Source organism: Variovorax sp. dw_954 (genome assembly GCF_018449755.1).
Classification (GTDB): Bacteria; Pseudomonadota; Gammaproteobacteria; order Burkholderiales; family Burkholderiaceae_C; genus Variovorax.
This window is the reverse complement of sequence record NZ_JAAVVD010000002.1, coordinates 447,579-466,198: the sequence shown is the minus strand read 5'-3', so window position 1 is coordinate 466,198 and position 18,620 is coordinate 447,579. Positions and strand designations below refer to the sequence as shown.

General features: G+C 65.8%; 16 protein-coding genes. 7 read left to right on the top strand and 9 right to left on the bottom strand.

All coding sequences use genetic code 11. The features are described from left to right. Positions 1-7: 7 nt before the first annotated feature. The 4 genes from HB681_RS05275 to HB681_RS05260 are packed head-to-tail and all read right to left on the bottom strand — an operon-like array spanning position 8 to position 4,004. Positions 8-577 (bottom strand): phosphonate degradation HD-domain oxygenase, encoded by a 570-nt coding sequence (locus HB681_RS05275; RefSeq protein ID WP_213953715.1) that lies wholly within the window; start codon positions 575-577, stop codon positions 8-10. Positions 578-580: 3 nt separating this feature from the next. Then, positions 581-2,029 (bottom strand): phosphonoacetaldehyde dehydrogenase, encoded by a 1,449-nt coding sequence (gene phnY / locus HB681_RS05270; protein WP_213953714.1) that lies wholly within the window; start codon positions 2,027-2,029, stop codon positions 581-583. Between the two features lie 21 nt (positions 2,030-2,050). After that, on the bottom strand, positions 2,051-3,277 hold the full coding sequence (gene phnA / locus HB681_RS05265; RefSeq protein WP_213953713.1) for a phosphonoacetate hydrolase: 1,227 nt from the start codon (positions 3,275-3,277) through the stop codon (positions 2,051-2,053). A gap of 1 nt (position 3,278) precedes the next feature. Continuing rightward, positions 3,279-4,004 (bottom strand): phosphonate utilization associated transcriptional regulator, encoded by a 726-nt coding sequence (locus HB681_RS05260; RefSeq protein ID WP_213953712.1) that lies wholly within the window; start codon positions 4,002-4,004, stop codon positions 3,279-3,281. 152 nt (positions 4,005-4,156) lie between these two features. On the opposite strand from HB681_RS05260, the gene HB681_RS05255 reads away from it, so the two are divergent. From HB681_RS05255 to HB681_RS05225, 7 genes are all read left to right on the top strand, one after another. Next, positions 4,157-5,203 (top strand): putative 2-aminoethylphosphonate ABC transporter substrate-binding protein, encoded by a 1,047-nt coding sequence (locus tag HB681_RS05255; protein ID WP_213953711.1) that lies wholly within the window; start codon positions 4,157-4,159, stop codon positions 5,201-5,203. Positions 5,204-5,223: 20 nt separating this feature from the next. Beyond that, positions 5,224-6,354: a putative 2-aminoethylphosphonate ABC transporter ATP-binding protein gene (locus HB681_RS05250; protein ID WP_213953710.1), complete on the top strand. Its 1,131-nt coding sequence runs from the start codon at positions 5,224-5,226 to the stop codon at positions 6,352-6,354. After that, positions 6,351-8,084: a putative 2-aminoethylphosphonate ABC transporter permease subunit gene (locus HB681_RS05245; protein WP_213953709.1), complete on the top strand. Its 1,734-nt coding sequence runs from the start codon at positions 6,351-6,353 to the stop codon at positions 8,082-8,084. The genes HB681_RS05250 and HB681_RS05245 overlap by 4 nt, the downstream gene beginning before the upstream one ends. 36 nt (positions 8,085-8,120) lie before the next feature. Then, positions 8,121-9,251, top strand: coding sequence for a 2-aminoethylphosphonate--pyruvate transaminase (locus tag HB681_RS05240; protein WP_213953708.1), 1,131 nt, complete (start codon positions 8,121-8,123; stop codon positions 9,249-9,251). Between the two features lie 340 nt (positions 9,252-9,591). Beyond that, positions 9,592-9,942 (top strand): hypothetical protein, encoded by a 351-nt coding sequence (locus tag HB681_RS05235; RefSeq protein WP_213953707.1) that lies wholly within the window; start codon positions 9,592-9,594, stop codon positions 9,940-9,942. 114 nt (positions 9,943-10,056) lie between these two features. Further along, complete coding sequence (locus HB681_RS05230; RefSeq protein ID WP_213953706.1) at positions 10,057-10,815, top strand: response regulator; 759 nt, start codon at positions 10,057-10,059, stop codon at positions 10,813-10,815. A gap of 17 nt (positions 10,816-10,832) precedes the next feature. Continuing rightward, on the top strand, positions 10,833-12,815 hold the full coding sequence (locus tag HB681_RS05225; protein WP_213953705.1) for a PAS domain S-box protein: 1,983 nt from the start codon (positions 10,833-10,835) through the stop codon (positions 12,813-12,815). 10 nt (positions 12,816-12,825) lie between these two features. Here HB681_RS05225 and HB681_RS05220 read toward each other — a convergent pair whose 3' ends face one another. From HB681_RS05220 to HB681_RS05200, 5 genes are all read right to left on the bottom strand, one after another. Next, on the bottom strand, positions 12,826-13,248 hold the full coding sequence (locus HB681_RS05220; protein WP_213953704.1) for a globin family protein: 423 nt from the start codon (positions 13,246-13,248) through the stop codon (positions 12,826-12,828). 389 nt (positions 13,249-13,637) lie between these two features. Continuing rightward, entirely contained in the window at positions 13,638-14,909 is a 1,272-nt protein-coding gene (locus HB681_RS05215; protein ID WP_256734833.1) for an MFS transporter, read from the bottom strand. A 188-nt stretch (positions 14,910-15,097) separates the two neighbouring features. Further along, a complete protein-coding gene (locus HB681_RS05210) occupies positions 15,098-16,099 on the bottom strand; it encodes an NAD(P)H-quinone oxidoreductase (RefSeq protein ID WP_256734832.1) in 1,002 nt (333 codons plus the stop codon). A gap of 32 nt (positions 16,100-16,131) precedes the next feature. Then, positions 16,132-17,637: a bifunctional 3-(3-hydroxy-phenyl)propionate/3-hydroxycinnamic acid hydroxylase gene (locus HB681_RS05205; RefSeq protein ID WP_213953701.1), complete on the bottom strand. Its 1,506-nt coding sequence runs from the start codon at positions 17,635-17,637 to the stop codon at positions 16,132-16,134. Between the two features lie 6 nt (positions 17,638-17,643). After that, positions 17,644-18,501, bottom strand: a complete 858-nt coding sequence (locus HB681_RS05200) for a fumarylacetoacetate hydrolase family protein (protein ID WP_213953700.1) — start codon at positions 18,499-18,501, stop codon at positions 17,644-17,646. Between the last annotated feature and the right edge of the window lie 119 nt (positions 18,502-18,620).

The following is an 18,620-nucleotide window of genomic DNA, read 5'->3' as shown; positions in this document are numbered from 1 at the left end:
CTCGCTCCTACACCGCTGGCTGAGCGGAACGAACGGCGGCGCTGATCTTCATGTGCCGCACGAAATGCGAAAGCCCCGGAACGACGGCGTCCGCAGACTTGGCGGCATCGTCCCAGCGCCGCACGCGCACGGCATCTTCCGCAAACGGCAAGGCACCGAACGCCATCCCCTGTGCCTCGTCGAACACGCCGCCTTGCAACACGAGGCTGCGCCGCGAGTCGGGCGACAAGGTCTCGAGATAGCCGGGCTCCCGCGCGCAGAGGTAGCGCTTGGCATCGACGTGCAGGCGTATCGGCTCCAGCGTCTCCGGCCCGAAGAGCGGACGCAGGAACGGCAGGCAGCGGTACTGGTGCAGGTCGTCGAGGCCGTGCTGTGTCGGCGTCTTGCCGAAGTCGTGCAGCAGATGGCCAAGGTCATGCAGCAAGGCGGCCGTGATGAGCGCGCTGCCCGCACCGGCCTCCTCGGCCAGGTGTGCGGATTGCAATGCGTGGCCCAACTGGGTCACGGGCTCGCCGTCGTACTGCTCATGCCCTTTGGCCTCGAACACGCGAACGATGTCTTCGATCGTGAGGCTCATGGCTTACCAGGGCAGCGAGTAGGTCTTGCTGTTGGTGAAGCTCTTCATCGCTTCCAGCACGCCTTCCTTGTAGCCGAGTCCCGAGTCCTTGATGCCGCCGAACGGCGTGAGTTCCAGCCGGTAGCCCGGCACCTCGCGGACGTTCACGCTGCCGACGTTGAGCTCGCGGATGAATTTCGTGATGTAGTCGAGTCGGTTGGTGCACACCGCCGACGACAAGCCGTAGGCCGTGCCGTTGGAGATGCGGATGGCATCGTCGATGTCCTTGAAGCGGATGACCGGTGACACGGGCCCGAAGGTCTCCTGCTTCGCGACGGTCATCTCCGGATCGACCCCGTCCAGCACGGTCGGCGAATACAGTGCGCCGCGGCGAACGTTGCCGCACATCAGCCTCGCGCCGCCGGCGATGGCTTCGTTGACCACCTTCTCGAACTGGATCGCCGCGGCTTCGTCGATCACCGTGCCCATGTCCACGCTCTTGTCCATCGGGTCGCCGTACTTCAGGGCACGAGTCTTCCGCACCAGCAACTCGACGAACTGGTCGGCCACGGCCTCGTGCACCAGCATGCGCTTGATAGCGGTGCAGCGCTGGCCGGAGTTCTTGTAAGAGCCGCTGGCCGCGAGTGTTGCCGCTTCTTCCACGTCGGCGTCTTCCATCACGATGATGGGATCGTTGCCGCCGAGTTCGAGGATCTGGCGCTTGTAGGTGGCCTTGCCCGCGATGTACTTGCCGATGGCCACGCCACCCGTGAAGGTGACGAGGTCCACGTCGGGATGGGTCAGCATCTCGTCGGCAATCTCGCGCGGGTCGCCGGTGATGACCGACAGCATCTGTGGCGGCAGTCCTGCCTCGTAGAGGATGTCCGCCAGGACGAATGCGGTCAGCGGTGTCTTCTCGCTGGGCTTGAGCACCATCCGGTTGTTGGTCGCGATCGAAGGCGCCACCTTGTGGATCACCTGGTTCAGCGGATGGTTGAACGGCGTGATGGCGGTGATGACGCCCAGCAGCGGCTCGCGCATCGTGTAGACCTTGCGGCTCTTGCCGTGGTGCGTCAGGTCGCAGGAGAACACCTGGCCGTCGTCCACCAGCGCCTGGTTGGCGGCGAACAGGAGCACGTCGGAAGCGCGTCCCACCTCGTAGAGCGAATCCTTGCGGCACAGGCCCGACTCCAGCGTGATGGTGCGGGAGATCTCGTCCAGGCGCGAGGCGATGATCTCGCCGGCGCGCATCAGGATCTTGTAGCGTTCGTAGCGTGTGAGCGTCGGCTTGTAGTCGCGTGCGATGCGATAGGCGCGGCGCACGTCTTCGAGCGTGGCCTTGGGCACGGTGGCGACTACCTCGCCGGTGTACGGGTAGGCGACCTCGATCACCTCGTCGCGATAGACGCGCTCGCCGGCGATGCGCAGTGCTTCGCAGTGGATGTCGGCTGGCTTCGGCATGGGCTGGCTCATGGGTGTTGTCTCCTCGCGGCTTTATTGGGCGTGGTTCAGGGCAAGGTCGAGCGCGTCGAAGTTGCGCAGGCGACGGCTGCTTTCGACGCCGTCGACACGACGGTTGCAGATCAAGGGCACACGCTGCTCCGACACCCCGCCGTGCGAGCGCAGCGGCACTTCGAGCGCAGAGAGGTCGTGGCGGCTGGCCGAGGTGCCGATGACGGTGTTGCGCTCGCTGACGACGACGATGTCACCAATGCGGTCCGGTGGCAACTCGAAGCGCTTCGCGGCCTCGGCGCGCGACAGCACGGACTCCATGCCGGGCAATTCCTCGATGCGTTCGATCCACCGGGCGGCCGTCGCCTCGTCCGGTGCGTAGACGGTGGCGAAGGAGCCCAGCGCACCGTGGTGGACCACGTACGGGTCGGTGATCGGGAGAATGACGCGCGCAGCCTCTGCGCCGTACCAGCCATCCAGCACATCCTGGAGGTAGATGACGTTGGGCTTGCCGTCGGTGTCGTGCTTGTCGTTCATGCCGTGGTCGGCGGTCAGCACGATGGTGGCGCCTAGCGCGTCGAGTTCGGCCAGGTAGCGGTCCATCATTGCGTAGAACGCATTCGCGGCCGGACTGCCCGGTGCGGCCTTGTGCTGCACGTAGTCCGTCGTCGAGAGGTACATCAAGTCGGGGCGGCGCGTCTCCATCAGCTTGACGCCGGCAGCGAACACGAACTCGGAAAGCTCCGCGCTGTAGACCGAGGGCACTGGCAGTTGCACGAGATCCAGCACGTTGTCGATGCCGTTCTCTTGCTGGGTCGCCTCGTCGGCCTTCTCCGAGGAGAAGCAGATGCCCTTCATGTGGTTGCCCAGGAGCTTGCGCAGCTTGTCCTTGGCGGTGACCACCGCGACCTTGGCGCCACCATCGGCGAAGGCCGCCAGCACGGTGCCGGCGCGCAGGTACTTGGGGTCGTTCATCATCACTTCCTTGCCGAGTTCACGGTCGAAGAAGTAGTTGCCGCAGATGCCGTGCACGTTGGGCGGCGCGCCGGTGACGATCGACAGGTTGTTGGGATTGGTGAACGACGGCACCACGCAGTCGGCCAGCAGGTTGGCACCGGTGCGCATCATCTTTTCCAGGTACGGCGCAACGCCCGCCTCCACCGCGGCATCGAGGTAGGCCGGCTCGCAGCCGTCCACGCACACCACGACCACGGGCCGCTGCATCCAGCGGTAACTTCTCGCGTTGACTTCGATCGACTGGGGATTCACTTCATGCTCCTTGTTGATTGGAAGAGTTGGATTTGGGCGAGCCGGCGTCGGGCCGTCCCATGGCCGTGTGCATGCGACTGCGGCTGTCGGCGACGTGTTGCCGCATGACGCGCCCTGCGCGCTCGGCGTCGCCCGATGCAATGGCGTCGACGATGTCCCGGTGCTCGTCGACGGAGACGCGCAGGCCGCCACCGTCGTCGAGTGCGCGCATGCGGAACAGGAGCAGTTCCTTGATCAGGCGCTTGTAGGTCTCGATGAGCTTCTGGCTGCCGGCGGTTTCCAGCAGCACCTCGTGGAATTGCAGGTTCAACTGGGCGTATTGCTCGACATCCTTGGCCTTGGCCGCGGACCCCATGGCCTTGAGCATGCCCTTGAGGCGTTCGATGCCATCCGGCGTGATGGCCCTGGTCACACGGCGTCCGATGATTTCCTCGAGCGCTTCGCGCAGCTCGTAGATCTCGTCGGCTTCCTCGAAGGCAATCTCCCGCACGAACACGCCTCGGTTCTTTTCATTGCGCACCAGCCCCGCTTCCTCGAGCGCCCGCAGCGCCTCGCGGATCGGGCCGCGGCTGGTGCTGAAACGCGTTGCGAGTTCGCTCTCGTTGACGCGACTGCCCACGGCCAGCTCGCCGGTCATGATGAGTCGTTCGATCTCTTCCTGCACCAGCATGGGCAACGAACTGGACTGGAAGAAGGCCAGGGCGGCGGCGGGTTTGCTTGAGTTCATGAGACTGATTCTCGGCGCCAAACTGCAAACTGTCAACAATTTAATATTGACAGTCATCAGTTGACGTTCTACATTGAATGCACCAAAGCGGCCGTCACGACGCGCTTGGGCCCGAGTCAGCAACCCAATTCCTACCCCCTCAGGACGAAACGATGAACTCAAGCAACGGCATTCGCCAACTCTCCACGGCACTCTGCGCGACGGCCCTGGCCTTCGCCCTCACCAGCGCTTCGGCACAACAAAAGACCACCCTGCTCGTCTACACCGCGCTCGAAACCGACGCGATGAAGCTCTACAAGGACGGCTTCGAGAAGGCCAACCCGGACATCGACATCCGATGGGTGCGCGACTCGACCGGCATCGTCACGGCCAAGCTGCTGGCAGAGAAGGCCAACCCGCAGGCGGACGTGGTGGCGGGGCTTGCGGCCAGCAGCCTTGCCCTGCTCGAACAGGAAGGCATGCTCGCGCCCTATGAGCCCAAGGGCTTCAAGGAACTGACGCCCGCGTACTCCGACACCGCCCGGCCGCCGGCCTGGGTGGGCATGGACGTGTGGGCGGCGACGATCTGCTTCAACACCGTCGAAGCGCAAAAGCGCGGACTGCCGAAGCCGGAGACCTGGAAGGACCTGGCCAAGCCGATCTACAAGGGCGCGATCGTGATGCCGCACCCGGCCTCCAGCGGCACCGGCTACCTCGACGTGGCCGCATGGCTCCAGATGTGGGGCGAGAACGATGGCTGGAAGTACATGGACGCGCTGCACGAGAACATCGCGCAGTACGTGCACTCCGGCTCCAAGCCCTGCAAGCAGGCCGGTGCCGGCGAGTTCCCGATCGGCATCTCCTTCGAGTTCCGCGCGCACCAGGTCAAGAAGTCCGGCGCCCCGGTCGAACTGGTCTTTCCGAAGGAAGGGCTGGGCTGGGACATCGAGGCCACGAGCATCATGAAGGGCACCAAAAAGATGGAGCAGGCCAAGCGCCTGGCCGACTGGATGGCCAGCAAGGAAGCCAACCAGGTCACCGCCAACTGGTGGGCCGTGGTGGCCTATCCCGGCGTCGCGAAGAAGCTCGAAGGCATCCCCGAGAACTACGAGAAGCTGCTCTCGAAGAACGACCTGAACTGGTCGGCCAAGAACCGCGACCGCATCCTGACCGAGTGGAGCAAGCGCTACGACGGCAAGTCGGAAGCCAAGCCCAACTGATCCGCAACGAGAGCAACAAGATGGACATGACCGACACCAGGTTCCTCGGCAGCGAGCCGACCACCGCCGGCGCACTCGAGGTGATCGGCATCCGCAAGGATTTCGAATCCTTCAGTGCCCTGCGCGACGTGCACCTGCGCGTCAATCCGGGCGAGATGCTCTGCTTCCTGGGCCCCTCGGGGTGCGGCAAGACCACGCTGCTGCGGATCATCGCCGGGCTGGAGACGCAAAGCGCCGGACAGATTCTGCAGAACGGCAAGGACGTGTCCTGGCTGCCGCCCGACCAGCGCGACTACGGCATCGTGTTCCAGTCGTACGCGCTGTTTCCGAACCTCACGATCGCGGACAACATCGCCTACGGGCTGGTCAACGGCAAGGTGAAGAAGGCCGAGGTCAAGGCGCGCGTCGAGGAACTGCTGAAGCTGGTCGGCCTGCCAACCTCGGGACGCAAGTATCCGAGCCAGCTCTCCGGCGGGCAACAGCAGCGGGTGGCATTGGCGCGCGCGCTGGCGACGCGCCCCGGCCTCCTGTTGCTGGACGAGCCGCTGTCGGCGCTCGATGCGCTGGAACGCATCCGCCTGCGCGGCGAGATCCGCCGCTTGCAGCGCCAGGTGGGCATCACCACCATCATGGTGACGCACGACCAGGAAGAGGCCCTGTCGATGGCCGATCGCATCGTGGTCATGAACCACGGCGTGATCGAGCAGGTGGGGACGCCGATGGACATCTACGAAAGGCCGGCTACGCCCTTCGTGGCCGACTTCGTGGGCAAGGTCAACGTCCTGCACGGTTACGCGCTGGGCGGCAACCTCTTTCGCGTCGGCGACATGGAACTGCAATGCGATGCCTGCGACAGCGGCTTCGAGCCGGGCGATGAGGTCAACCTCTACCTGCGGCCGGAAGACCGCCTGGTGGAGAACCTCGCGCACGACACCCCGAACCGGATGAGCGCGCTCGTCAGCAAGGTCGAGTTCCTCGGCGGCCTGTGCATCGCCGAAGTCACGGCCGATGCGCTCCATGGCCAGAGCCTGGGACTGCACTTCTCGCTCAACCAGTTGCATGACCTCGACATCCGCGAAGGCAATCGCATCGAGATCGCCCTGCGGGCCAACCGCATCCGCGCCTTTTGCAGCAGGACGGCCAAGTCATGAATGCGCTTGCACGCCCTTACCCGTCGGCCGCCATGGCCGCGGCTCGCCCGGGAATGCGCTGGAGCCGCGACGACCTGATCGCGCGAGCGGTGCTGTTCGCCATCATGGCCATGCTGTTCACCTTCCTGATCGCGCCGCTCTTCACGATTCTCGTGAACGCGGTGCAGGACAAGAACGGCAGCTTCGTCGGATTGGCGCACTTCATCACCTACTTCCAGACCCCCAGCCTGTTGCGTGCCGCCTGGAACTCGATCTGGGTGGCCGCTGTCGTCGTGATGATCTCGGTGCCCATGGCCTTCGTCTGCGCCTATGCGCTGACACGCACCTGCCTGCCGATCTGGTTCAAGGGCACGTTCAAGCTGGTCGCGCTGATCCCGCTGCTGGCGCCTTCGTTGCTGGCGGCCATCTCGTTCGTGCAGTGGTTCGGCAACCAGGGTGCGCTCAAGTCATTGCTGATGGGCGCTTCGATCTATGGCGCACCCGGCATCATCCTGGCCGAGGTCTACAACACCTTCCCGCACGCGCTGATGATTTTGGTCACCGCGTTGTCGCTCGCAGATGGCAGGCTCTATGAAGCCGCCACGGCCTTGCGCGCGCCTCCATGGCGCCAGTTCATGACGATCACCCTGCCCTCCTGCAAGTACGGCCTGATCAGCGCCGCGACGGTCGTTTTCACCTACGTGGTCAGCGACTTCGGCGCCCCCAAGGTCATCGGTGGCAACTTCAACGTGCTGTCGGTCGACGTGTTCAAGCAGGTGGTGGGGCAGCACAACTTCTCGATGGGTGCGGTCGTCGGCATGCTGCTGCTCATTCCCTCCATCCTGTCGTTCGCCATCGACTACACGGTGCGCCGCAAGCTGAAGGCGCAACTGACCGCGCGCTCGGTCCCGCATGTGCCGAAGCCGCGTCCGCTGGCCGATTCGCTGCTGGCCGGGGCCTGCATCGTGGTGTGCACGCTGCTGCTCGCCACCATCGGCATGGCCGTCTACACCTCATTCATCACGCTGTGGCCCTACGACCTGTCGCCGACGCTCAAGCACTATCACTTCGCGCTGATCGAAAGCGACATGGCCGCGGCCTACACCAACAGCCTGATCGTTGCGATCTCGACGGCCGTCGGCGGATCGCTGATCGTGTTCGTCGGCGCCTACCTGATCGAGAAGACGCGCAACCTTGTCATGATGAAACGCGCCATGCACCTCATGGCCGTGCTGTCGATGGCGGTGCCGGGCCTGGTGCTGGGCCTGGGCTACGTGATGTTCTTCAATCACCCGGCCAATCCGCTCAACGGGCTCTACCAGACGATGACGATCCTGGTCCTGTCGATGATCATCCACTACTACACGTCGAGCCATCTCACCGCCGTGACCGCGCTCAAGCAGATCGACAACGAGTTCGAAGCCGTCTCCGCCTCGCTGAAGGTGCCGGCCTTCAAGACCTTCCTGCGCGTCACCGTGCCGGTGTGCCTGCCGGCGATCCTCGACATCGGGCGCTACTTCTTCGTCGTCTCGATGGCCAGCCTGTCGGCCGCGATCTTCCTGTACTCGCCCGACACCATCCTGGCGTCGGTCGCCATCATGCACCTCGACGACGCCGGCGACATCGGGCCAGCGGCTGCACTCGCCAGCCTGATCGTCGTGACGTCGATCCTCGTGTGCATCACCTATTCGCTGTTGACGCGCGTGCTGCTCGCGCGCACGCAGGCCTGGCGCAACCTGCGCCGCAGCTGATTCTTTCATTCCATCGCTCTTCCCACAGGAGACACCATGAGCCAAGCGCGTTCACCGATCCTTCTCACGCCCGGTCCGCTGACCACATCCGACAAGACCCGCACGGCCATGCTGCGTGACTGGGGCTCGTGGGATTCCGACTTCAACCAGATCACCGCAAGGATCCGCCAGCAGGTGCTGCGCATCGTTCACGGCGAGGCCTCGCATGAATGCGTGCCGCTCCAGGGCAGCGGCACCTTCTCGGTGGAGGCCGCCATCGGGACGATCGTCCCGCGCGACGGCCACGTGCTGGTGCCGAACAACGGCGCCTACTGCCAGCGCATCGCGAAGATCTGCAAGGTGCTCGGCCGCCGCGTGACCACCATCGACTACAGGGAAGACCAGCAGATCCAGGCCGCCGACGTCGACCGCGCCCTGGCGGCAGACCCTTCGATCACGCATGTGGCGCTGGTCCATTGCGAGACCGGCACCGGCGTGCTCAATCCCCTTCACGACGTCGCACTGGTCGTGGAGAAGCATGGCTGCGGCTTGATCGTCGATGCGATGAGTTCCTTTGGCGCCATCGACATCGACGCCCGCAAGACGCCGTTCGATGCGGTCGTCGCCGCCTCGGGCAAGTGCCTCGAAGGCGTGCCCGGCATGGGCTTCGTCATCGTCAGGCGCAGCACCCTGGAAAAGTGCGAGGGCAACAGCCATTCGCTCGCCATGGATCTCTACGACCAGTGGGTGTACATGGGCAAGACGACGCAATGGCGGTTCACGCCGCCCACCCACGTCGTCGCTGCATTGGACGAAGCGATCACGCAATACGTCGAGGAAGGCGGACTCGAAGCGCGCGGCGGGCGCTACGCGCGCAATTGCAAGGCCTTGGTCGACGGCATGGCCGCGCTGGGATTCCGCAGCTACCTCGACCCTGCCATCCAGGCGCCGATCATCGTCACCTTCCACGCGCCCGACGATCCGAAATACGACTTCAAGACCTTCTACCAGGAGGTCAAGAAGCGCGGCTACATCCTTTACCCCGGCAAGCTCACGCAGGTCGAAACCTTCCGCGTGGGATGCATGGGGCACTTTGGGGACGCGGGGATACCTGGAGCGGTCGCGGCGGTGGCCGAGACGCTCGAGGCGATGGGGGTTCGGCAAGTCGTTGCGACTGCTACCGTTTGAGCCTGGGGTCATCCTGCAGTCCCGCGTGCGGCCGTCGCCAGTCCGGCACGGCCGCACCAAATGTCGAGAGATCCATCCCTGCCAGCGCCTGCTTCACCTGTTCGACGCCTCGCCGGGCGGCGGCTTGGCCGCCAAGGGAGATATCGATCGCACACGGGTGCGCGGAGACGGGCGTCGACTGCAGGCCCGTCCCGCGCTGAAAAAATCGGGCAACAAACGAAACACGACGCCCGGCTCCGCGCAACGCGCTTGAAACCGCCCCCTCCGATCATTGCGGTGCGCCTGCTTCAACAGCGCCCTGTTCGATACACCCCCGCCGCCCGATACGGAGAACCTTCAAATGACCCCCCGTCGCATTCAACTTGCCGCAGCGATCGCCGCTGCACTTCTCGCAACCGCCACCATCGCCTCCGCGCAAGACAGCAGCGCGCAGCCGGCTGTGCACACGATGGGCGAACATCCGGCCATCCTGGTCAAGCGCCAGGTGCCGCACATCGACCCTAACACCTTCATCCTCATGCACCCGGCCGGCCTGTTCATCGTCGCGGGGCCGACACTGACCGAAGACCAGCCCGCAGTCATCGCGGCGCGCGCGCCATCGCAGGTCGCGAACGAAGAAGCGATGGCGGGGACAGCCCTTCGGCGCCCCGACCTGTCGGCCGCCGTGGCAGTGAGCGCGAGCGAGCACTGAGGGGCCTGGCGCGGCCGCCCTGGCCGCCGCGACCGGCACCGCATCTCGATTGCCAAGTGAAATTCGGCTGGTGCCGATAGACTCTGCCCTCACCGCGTTGAGGGGACCCCCACGATGAGTCAGGCAGCCGAGAATTCCAGCCCTGTCGTGCTGGTCGTCGACGACGAGCCCGAATTGCGTTCGCTGCTGGACGAGTACTTCGGACGCCACGGCTTCACGGTGTACACCGCCGCCGATGCCGCCGAAGCGCGGCTGGCGGTGGCGTCCAGGGCACCGGCGCTGGCCATCCTCGACATCAACATGCCCGGCGAGAACGGCTTGTCACTGGCACGCTGGATGCGCGAAACGCAGCCGGGCATCGGCCTGGTGATGCTGACCACCGCCGGCGAGTCGATCGACCGCATCATCGGGCTGGAACTCGGCGCCGACGACTACCTGCCCAAGCCCTTCGAGATGCGCGAGTTGCTGGCCCGTGTGCGCGCCGTGCTGCGCCGCGCCGTGGTGCTGGCTGCCGCCACGCCGACGTCCCCGGCCATCGCGCCAGCCGGCGAATCGCGGCGCATCGCCTTCGGCGCCTACCGGCTGGACCTCGACGAGAGGCGCTTGCGCGATGCCGACGGAAGAGACATCGAGATCAGCGCCGCGGAGTTCGACCTGCTCGCCCTCTTCGCCCGCCATCCGAACCGGCCTCTGAACCGCAACCAGATCATGGAACAGGCACACAACCGCGGCTGGGACGTGTTCGACCGGTCCATCGACCTGCGCGTGATGCGCCTGCGCCGCAAGATCGAGCGCAACCCCGACCGGCCGGAACTGATCAAGACGGTTCGCAATGTCGGCTACGTCTTCGTGCCTGCCACCGCGCAAGAATGACAAGAAGGGCCAGCCGGATGATTCCATCGCGTGAACTCAGCTCGCTCGGCATGATGCGATGGGCCGAGATGCCCGCCGCGGTGCTCGACCAACGCCTCTCCAGCGTGCTCCTCGAGCACATCACGGCGCGGCTCTCGGTCATCGACCGCGGCCACCGCTACGTCTACGCGAACCGCGAGGTGCTCGAGTTCCTTGGCCGACCGGCCAGCGACGTGATCGGGCACCACCTGTCGCAGGTGGTCGGTGCGGCAGCCTACGCCGGCTATCAACCGCTTGCGACGCGGGTGTTTTCAGGAGAGGCGCTGCGGCTCGAAGGCTGGGTCGAGTATCCGGGCCACGGGCTGCGTTATCTGCGCGAGACCTTCATCCCGTATGGCCCGGTCGATGGCGAGGTCGAGGTGGTGGCCGTGTTCGGCCGCGACCACACGGAGCTCAAGTTGCGCGAGCAGGAATTGGCCTCGCGCCTGGACGACCTGAACACGAGCGAGGCGCTGAAGACGGCCATCGTCGACCACGCGCTGGCGGCTTTGGTGACGACCGACGAGGTGGGGCAGATCGTCGAATTCAACCCGGCGGCCGAGGCGATGTTCGGCCGCACGCGCGCTGCCGTCATGGGGCGCCCCGTCAGCTTGGTGATCATGCCGGAGCGCTATCGCGGTCCGCACGAGGCGGGCATGCGTCGCCTCCAGGCCGGCGGCGCACCGCGCTTCATGGGCAAGCGCCTCGAGATGTACGCGCTGCGCGCCGACGGGACCGAATTTCCGATGGAGATGGTGCTGTGGCGCACCGATGCGCACGGCCATGTGTTCTACACGGCGTCGATCGCCGACCTGTCGGAGCGACACGCCGCCGCCACGCAGATCGCCCGCCAGCGCGAGGCCTTGCGACAGAGCGAAAAGCTGACCGCCATGGGCAGCCTGCTCGCCGGCGTGGCGCACGAGCTGAACAACCCGCTGGCGATCGTGATGGGGCGTGCCAGCCTGCTCGAGGAGAAGTGCGAATCGCAGCCCGAATTGCGTGCCGATGCGCAACGCGTGCGCGAGGCGGCCGAGCGTTGCGGGCGCATCGTGCGCACCTTCCTGAACATGGCGCGCAGCCGGCCCACGACACGCGGCCTGGTCGCCCTGAACGGGATGGTGCGCGCCGCGGTGGAGATGCTGCAGTACGGCTACCGCACGCACGGCATCGACCTGGAGCTCACGCTCGCCGATGCGCTCCCCGATGTCAACGTGGACGGCGACCAGATCGGCCAGGTCGTCATGAACCTGCTCGTCAATGCACAGCAGGCGCTCGCCGGCGCGCAGGGTGCGCGCCGTGTGCATGTCGAGACAGGACTCGAACCCGCACGCGCTGGCTGCGAAGCGCGCGTGTGGCTGCGCGTTTCCGACAACGGGCCGGGCGTCTCGAGCGATGCCCGGGAACGCGTGTTCGAGCCCTTCTTCACCACCAAGCCGGATGGTGTCGGCACCGGGCTGGGCCTGGCGGTCTCGCGCACGGTCGCGCGTGACCACGGCGGGGAACTGGCGCTCGAGCCCGAATCGCCGCAAGGCGCGAGCTTCAGGCTCAGCCTGCCGATCGACGGCGTCGCGGTCGCCGACACGGCGCCGGCCGAAACGGCGGCCTCCGGTGCATCGCTGCAGGCCCGCATCCTCGTGGTCGACGACGAGGCCGAGCTGGCCGACGTCATGCGCCAGATGCTGGAGAACGCAGGCTACGAGGTGGCGACGGCGGAGTCGGGTGCCGTCGCGCTGGAACTGCTGGCGACCGCGCGCTTCGACGCGGTCATCTCCGACCTGCGCATGCCCGACATGGACGGCGCCGGCCTGTGGCGCGAGGTGTCGGCGCGGCATCCGCTGCTGGCGCGCAGCATGCTGTTCGTCACCGGCGACACGCTCTCCCCCGATGCACGCGAATTCCTGCGCGGCGCGCGCTGCGACTCGCTGGACAAGCCGTTCTCCAAGGCCGACCTGCTGGCGCGGGTCGCCGACCTGTTGCGCTGATCGGTCTCGCTCAGGATGCCAGGGCCGGCTCGCGCGAGGCCTCGATCATGGTGCGGCTCACGATGCCGTACATCGCGGTCCAGGCTTCGCGAACCTCGGGCGTGAAGGCGTCCCCCAGGCCCTGTTCCAGCGTCAGCAGCAGCGCGCCGCCGACGGTTGCGTAGTGGGCGTCGACCACGCCATAGCCGACGTGGCGCGCACCGAGGTTGCGCAGCACCGGCATGAGCACGTCGGGCTTCCCGAGCAACCCGACCGCGCTGCCGATCATCGTCATCAGGCGCTCTCCCTGATGCACCATGTCACCGCGAAACAACGCGCGCAGCGACGGGTCCGCGTCGAACAGGTGGCCGTAGAAAAGCGCAGCGGCTTGCGGGGCGATGGGTCGCACGAGCGCGAAGCTGTCGCGGACGAGTTGGACTTGATGGGCTTGCATCTGGATTCCTCAAGGTTGGAAACGACATCGGCAGGGGCAGGGGTGGCTGCTGCTGCCAATGGTCTGCAACCCGGGTATCCGCCGCGTTTCAGCGGCCGGGTCCGGCGTGTTTCATTTGTTGCGGCTCTCACGCCGCTGCGACCGATCGGCTCCTCCCCAACCTAACCCCAAGGCTCGCAGCAAGCTGGCATTCAGCGGCTTTTTCGCGATCGACCGGTCTGCCTGGAACTTGACCTTCGCCGACCTCATTGAAAAGTCCGAGTCCGAGTCCGAGTCCGAGACAGTGATCGGATCGCCGACTGCAAGGGACGACAACCAGGACACCACCGCGTGCGAATGGCCGCTTCCAAAGTCGCGAGATCGCGCCCGGGGCCCCACGTGCGGTTCCGTCAACCGAGATGCGCCCCGGCCAAGGCTGCATCGGGCGTCTCGGGGTTCTCGCTGCGATTGCGATAGGTGCGGTCGAGCATCAGGGTGGCGATCGCTGCGACGACCAGGACACCGCCGAAGAATTGATAGGCGATCTGCGGTGTCCAGCCGGCCTTCAGCATGTAGCCCGTGAAGACGGGCGCCACGATGGCGACTGCGCGACCGAAGCCGATCATCAATCCCACCCCTGTGCCCCTGGCAAACGCGGGATAGACAAACGGGCTGATGGCATAGAACGCGGCAATGCCACCGTTCGCGAACATTCCGACGAAAACCGCCAAGGTCAACGCCATGGCGCTGTGCTGGATCTGCCCGGCATAGAGCACGAAGGCGACTGCGCCGCCGAACAGGATCAGCGCGGTGACCAACCGGGGACGAATCTTCAGCGACAGCGCGGCGAACAGGAGCGCACCGACGACACCGCCCACCATGATCAGCACACCGGTCCGCACACCAAGGCTGGGGTCGCCGCTGGCGTCGGCAATCATTTTTGCCGTCCAGGTGTTCGCAAAATAGAAGGCCGCCACCAGTCCGGCGTATCCGATCCACAGGCACAGGGTGCGACCGAGCATCATCCCGCCGAAGATGGCCTTCAGGGCAAGCTGCTGCTGCGGTCTCACGGCGGGCGCCGGAAGGATCGTCGCTCGCGTGTATCCCAGCCGCGCCGCAATCCTGTTGTAGTGGGCGAGGGCGTTTTTCGGTCGCTTCTCGACGAGGTAGTCGATGGACTCCGGCAGTACCGCGAGGACGACGGCCAGCATGACGAGCGTCAACGCAGCGCCGAAGACAAAGGGAGCGCGCCAGTCATAGGCCATGGTCAACGGGCCGATTACCGCGCCGGCCAATGCGGAGCCGAGCGGAAACCCGATGCCATAGATGCCCATGACCGTTCCGCGCCGCCGGTCCGAACTGTATTCGGAGGCCAGCACATTGATGCTCGCCACGATGCCGCCGATGAACAGTCCGGCAAACGCGCGGTATGCCACCAGTTCGAGCAGGCTCCTGGCAGAGGCCGACAGGAACATGCCCAACGTGATCAGCGCCAGGCATGCGCCGATATGCCGGCGACGGCCGAACCTGTCGGACAGCGGCGAGATGAAGATCGCGCCCAGCGCCATTCCGAAGACGCTGGCGCTCAACAGGTAGCCCACCTCGACGGGCCCGAGCGCCCATGACTTGGCCAGGTGCGGCATGACGAACGGCATGACGATGATCTCGTAGCCATCGATCATCGTCAGAAGGACGCAGATGATGATGATCGCGATCTGAGGTGCGCGCATGGGCTGCGTGCGTATTGCTTCTCGAATGTCCATTGATTGCTCCGTTGTAGTTGGCGTGTGAAGTGAACTGTCTGGTGGGTGTGCGCCGCGAGCCCTTCCGGACGCGCAGGTCGCGCTCCCGAAGGCGCGTTGCAGGGAAATCAGCGTGCCCGCTGCGCCGTCGCCAACGCATCCGTGGATTGGCAGTCGAGGACGAGCTTTCCGACGTGGTCGCCGCGTTCCATCGTGGCGTGCGCGCGTGCTGCATCGCCAAGGGGCCACGTGCCATGGATCAATGGCCGGACCACGCCGGATGCGACCAGTGGCCATGCAACGTCGCGCAGCCGGTGTGCGATCAGGGTCTTCTCTTCGTTCGGCAGTCCGCGCAGCAGCGAACCGGTGACCTTGGCCTCCTTCGCCATGAGGTCACGCAGCGGCACCTGAAAATCTGCGCCCTTTCCTGGCGACAGATGCACCAGGCGCCCTCGTCTCGCCAGGGCGCGAACGTTCGGCACGCTGTAGCGTCCGCCGGACATGTCCAGGATCACGTCCACACCGCGCCGCGCAGTGGCGGCGAGCACGCCTTCAGCGAAATCATCCTCGTGATAGTTGAACGCTCGCGTCGCCCCAAGCTGCTCGGCCGTCGCGACCTTGCGCTCCGAGCCGCACGTCGCAAAGACGCGGTGGCCGAGCGCCTTCAGCAACTGGATGGCGATCGCGCCCACCCCGCTGGTGCCCCCGTGGATCAGCACCGATTCGCCGGGTCCGAGCGCGGCCACGTTGAAGAAGTTGTGCCATACCGTGAACAGCGCTTCCGGCAAGGCTGCGGCGGCGACGAGATCCAATCCTGTCGGGACATGGAACGCATGGGTTGCCGGTGCCACGGCGTATTGCGCATAGCCGCCACCATCGGTCAGGGCGCACACCTTGTCGCCCATGGCCCATCCCGTCACCCTCGATCCAACGGCCATCACCACGCCCGCGACTTCGAGCCCCGGGATATCGCTGTGGGCCGGTGTCGGTCCGCGTTGTCGCTGATTGCAGTCGTGTCGGTTGATGCCGGCCGCATGAACGCGGATCTGCAGTTCATCATCCGCTGGCATCGGTATGGGGACGCGCCTGCCCTGGAGTACGTCCGGGCCGCCCGGCGCCGTGATGAGCATCGCCTGCTGGGTCGCGGCCTCTGCAACGGTCGTCATGCCTGCACCGCTTTCCGAAGAGTCCCCGAGACGCCGAGCACCATCCTCGGAAGATCGGCCCGATCGACAGCGGTCGATGCCACGTAGCGGTCCGGCCGCAGCAGCACGGCACGGGCGCCGAGGCGCTCGAGCCACAGGCGCATCGAAAGCGAATCCGCTGGCAGCACCGGGATCGCTCCGGCGATCCGCTGTGCATCCGACACCCACGCCGGGTCGACGATCAGCGCATGGCCGTAGCCGACACGATCGTCGAGTCGCGTGCCGTCGGCCATCGCCGGCTGCTCGCCGATGCGGCCCGCTTCGGGCGTTCCGTCGTGGGCGCCCGGACCCAGCCGCGGCTGCGGCGTGGCGAAGTTCTGTGGCCGCGCGAGCATGTCGGCGTCCCGCTGCTTCGCTGCTTGGACGTCGGTCGTCTGGATGACGCGGCCCAGGCGAACCGCCGTCTCGATGAACTCGCGCACGTGCGGCGATCGTTCGGACTCGTAGGTGTCCAGCAGTTCGTCGGGGGCGGCCCCGGAGATCACGTCGGCCAGTTTCCAGGCAAGGTTCGACGCATCGCGGATACCGGCGCACATGCCCTGTCCCATGAACGGCGGCGTCTGGTGGGCAGCGTCGCCGGCGATCAACAGGCGGCCCTTGCGCCACCCCTGCGCAACCACCGAGTGGAAGGTGTAGGCCGCGGGTCGTTCGAGTGTGGCTTCCGCGGGCGTGATCCAGCGCTGCAACAGTTGCCAGACGACCTCAGGGCGGCACATGGCCGCTGCATCCTCGCCGGGCAGGAGCATCAGTTCCCATCGGCGCCGGTTTCCCACGCCGCGAACATAGGTGGCGGGGCGCGTGGGGTCGCAGTATTGGATGCTGTGCTCGCCCAGTTCCGGCTTGTCCTGGTGGAGCAGCAGGTCCACCACCAGCCAGCGTTCGTGCGATTTCAGGTCTTGAAGCTCGGTTCCCATGAACCGCCTGACCGTCGAGCGCGCGCCGTCACAGCCCACGACGTAGCGTGCCCTGGTGCGCAGGAGCTTGCCGGACGAGGTGTCTTCCAGTCGCAGGTCGACATGGTCCTCGGCCGGCTCGACAGCGAACACTTCGTGGCGCAAGCGGATGTCGACGCAGGCTTGCGCCGCGAGTTTGCTTCGCAACGTTTCCTCGAGGAATGGCTGATGGAAGCGATAGCTGGCGTGCCAGCCTTGCGGACCGATCTCGGTAGGCCGTTGCCAGTCGATGAGCAGCCGGCCGCACCCGTCGAGGAACCTCATGCCCGGCGCCACCACCAAGTGGGGCGCCATCTCGTCGGCGATGCCGACCGTCTGGAAGACGCGCATGCATTCGCCATCGAAGTGGATGGCCCGCGGCAGCCGGTAGATGTCGGCCTCGCGGTCCAGCGCGAGCACGGACAGGCCGCGCAGCGCCAGCAGGTTGGCGAGCGTGGCGCCAGCCGGGCCGAGTCCGACGATGGCCACGTCATAGCTCTCGCGCAAGGGAGTTGCAGCGGGTGCGGTCATTGAAGTTCACCCGGCCAGTTCGTCGACGACGGTGTTGCGCAGCACGCCAACGCGTTCGACCTCGACCTCGACCACATCGCCGGCCTTCATCCACAGCGGCGGCGTGCGCTTGGCGCCGATGCCGCCCGGGGTCCCGGTGACGATCACGTCGCCGGCCTGCAACGGCGCGACGGTCGATGCGTAGGCGATCTGGCGCGGGATGCTGTGCAGCATCATCTCGGTCGTCGCGCGCTGAACCTCGACGCCATTGAGGCGCGTCACCAGCGAGAGCACGGCGCCCGCGGAGATCTCGTCGGCGGTCACCATCCAGGGGCCGAAGCCGCCCGTGCGCCAGAAGTTCTTGCCTGGGCACCACTGCTGGCTGTGCATCTGCCAGTCGCGCACCGAGGCGTCGTTGTAGCAGGCGTATCCGGCGATATGGTCCCAGGCGTCGGCTTCCGCGATGCGTCGTCCGCCCTTGCCGATGATGATGGCGATCTCGCCTTCGTAGTCGAGCTTGATCGATTCCGGCGGCCGCGGGATGGCCTGGCCATGGCCGACCTGCGAGTCGGGCACGCGCAGGAAGAACACCGGCTGCTCGCTGACTTCGCGGCCTGTTTCGCGCACGTGCTCGCCGTAATTCAGGCCTGCGCACCAGATCTTCCCGGGGTTGGGGATGACCGGCAGAAGGGTCAGCCCGGACAGCTTGTAGTCGGGTGTTCGCCCTTGCACTGCCGCGCTCGCTGCCGCCATTCCATCTCCTTGCAGCAGGCCCTTGAGGTCGGCGAAGCGGCCTTCGAGCGCCAGGCCGAGATCCACCACGCCATCGTCCACCACCACACCGAAGCCCGTCTTTCCGTACCGTTCAAAGCTCACGAGTTTCATTTGCTCTTCCTTGGTTTTGATTGTTGAAAAATCTCATTTGGTGCGATATTATTGTTTTCACGATCTGCGGGCGTCAAGCAGATCGACTAGGTGTTTATCCTACTATTTGCGATATTCAA

What these genes read in the sequence shown, in the direction of transcription:
- HB681_RS05235 (WP_213953707.1), top strand. Translation starts at nt 9,592, where the DNA reads ATGACCCCCCGTCGCATTCAACTTGCCGCAGCGATCGCCGCTGCACTT.
- HB681_RS05225 (WP_213953705.1), top strand. Translation starts at nt 10,833, where the DNA reads ATGATTCCATCGCGTGAACTCAGCTCGCTCGGCATGATGCGATGGGCC.
- HB681_RS05240 (WP_213953708.1), top strand. Translation starts at nt 8,121, where the DNA reads ATGAGCCAAGCGCGTTCACCGATCCTTCTCACGCCCGGTCCGCTGACC.
- HB681_RS05200 (WP_213953700.1), bottom strand. Translation starts at nt 18,501, where the DNA reads ATGAAACTCGTGAGCTTTGAACGGTACGGAAAGACGGGCTTCGGTGTG.
- HB681_RS05275 (WP_213953715.1), bottom strand. Translation starts at nt 577, where the DNA reads ATGAGCCTCACGATCGAAGACATCGTTCGCGTGTTCGAGGCCAAAGGG.
- HB681_RS05245 (WP_213953709.1), top strand. Translation starts at nt 6,351, where the DNA reads ATGAATGCGCTTGCACGCCCTTACCCGTCGGCCGCCATGGCCGCGGCT.
- phnY (WP_213953714.1), bottom strand. Translation starts at nt 2,029, where the DNA reads ATGAGCCAGCCCATGCCGAAGCCAGCCGACATCCACTGCGAAGCACTG.
- HB681_RS05210 (WP_256734832.1), bottom strand. Translation starts at nt 16,099, where the DNA reads ATGCTCATCACGGCGCCGGGCGGCCCGGACGTACTCCAGGGCAGGCGC.
- HB681_RS05220 (WP_213953704.1), bottom strand. Translation starts at nt 13,248, where the DNA reads ATGCAAGCCCATCAAGTCCAACTCGTCCGCGACAGCTTCGCGCTCGTG.
- HB681_RS05260 (WP_213953712.1), bottom strand. Translation starts at nt 4,004, where the DNA reads ATGAACTCAAGCAAACCCGCCGCCGCCCTGGCCTTCTTCCAGTCCAGT.
- HB681_RS05215 (WP_256734833.1), bottom strand. Translation starts at nt 14,909, where the DNA reads ATGATCGATGGCTACGAGATCATCGTCATGCCGTTCGTCATGCCGCAC.
- HB681_RS05205 (WP_213953701.1), bottom strand. Translation starts at nt 17,637, where the DNA reads ATGACCGCACCCGCTGCAACTCCCTTGCGCGAGAGCTATGACGTGGCC.
- HB681_RS05255 (WP_213953711.1), top strand. Translation starts at nt 4,157, where the DNA reads ATGAACTCAAGCAACGGCATTCGCCAACTCTCCACGGCACTCTGCGCG.
- HB681_RS05230 (WP_213953706.1), top strand. Translation starts at nt 10,057, where the DNA reads ATGAGTCAGGCAGCCGAGAATTCCAGCCCTGTCGTGCTGGTCGTCGAC.
- HB681_RS05250 (WP_213953710.1), top strand. Translation starts at nt 5,224, where the DNA reads ATGGACATGACCGACACCAGGTTCCTCGGCAGCGAGCCGACCACCGCC.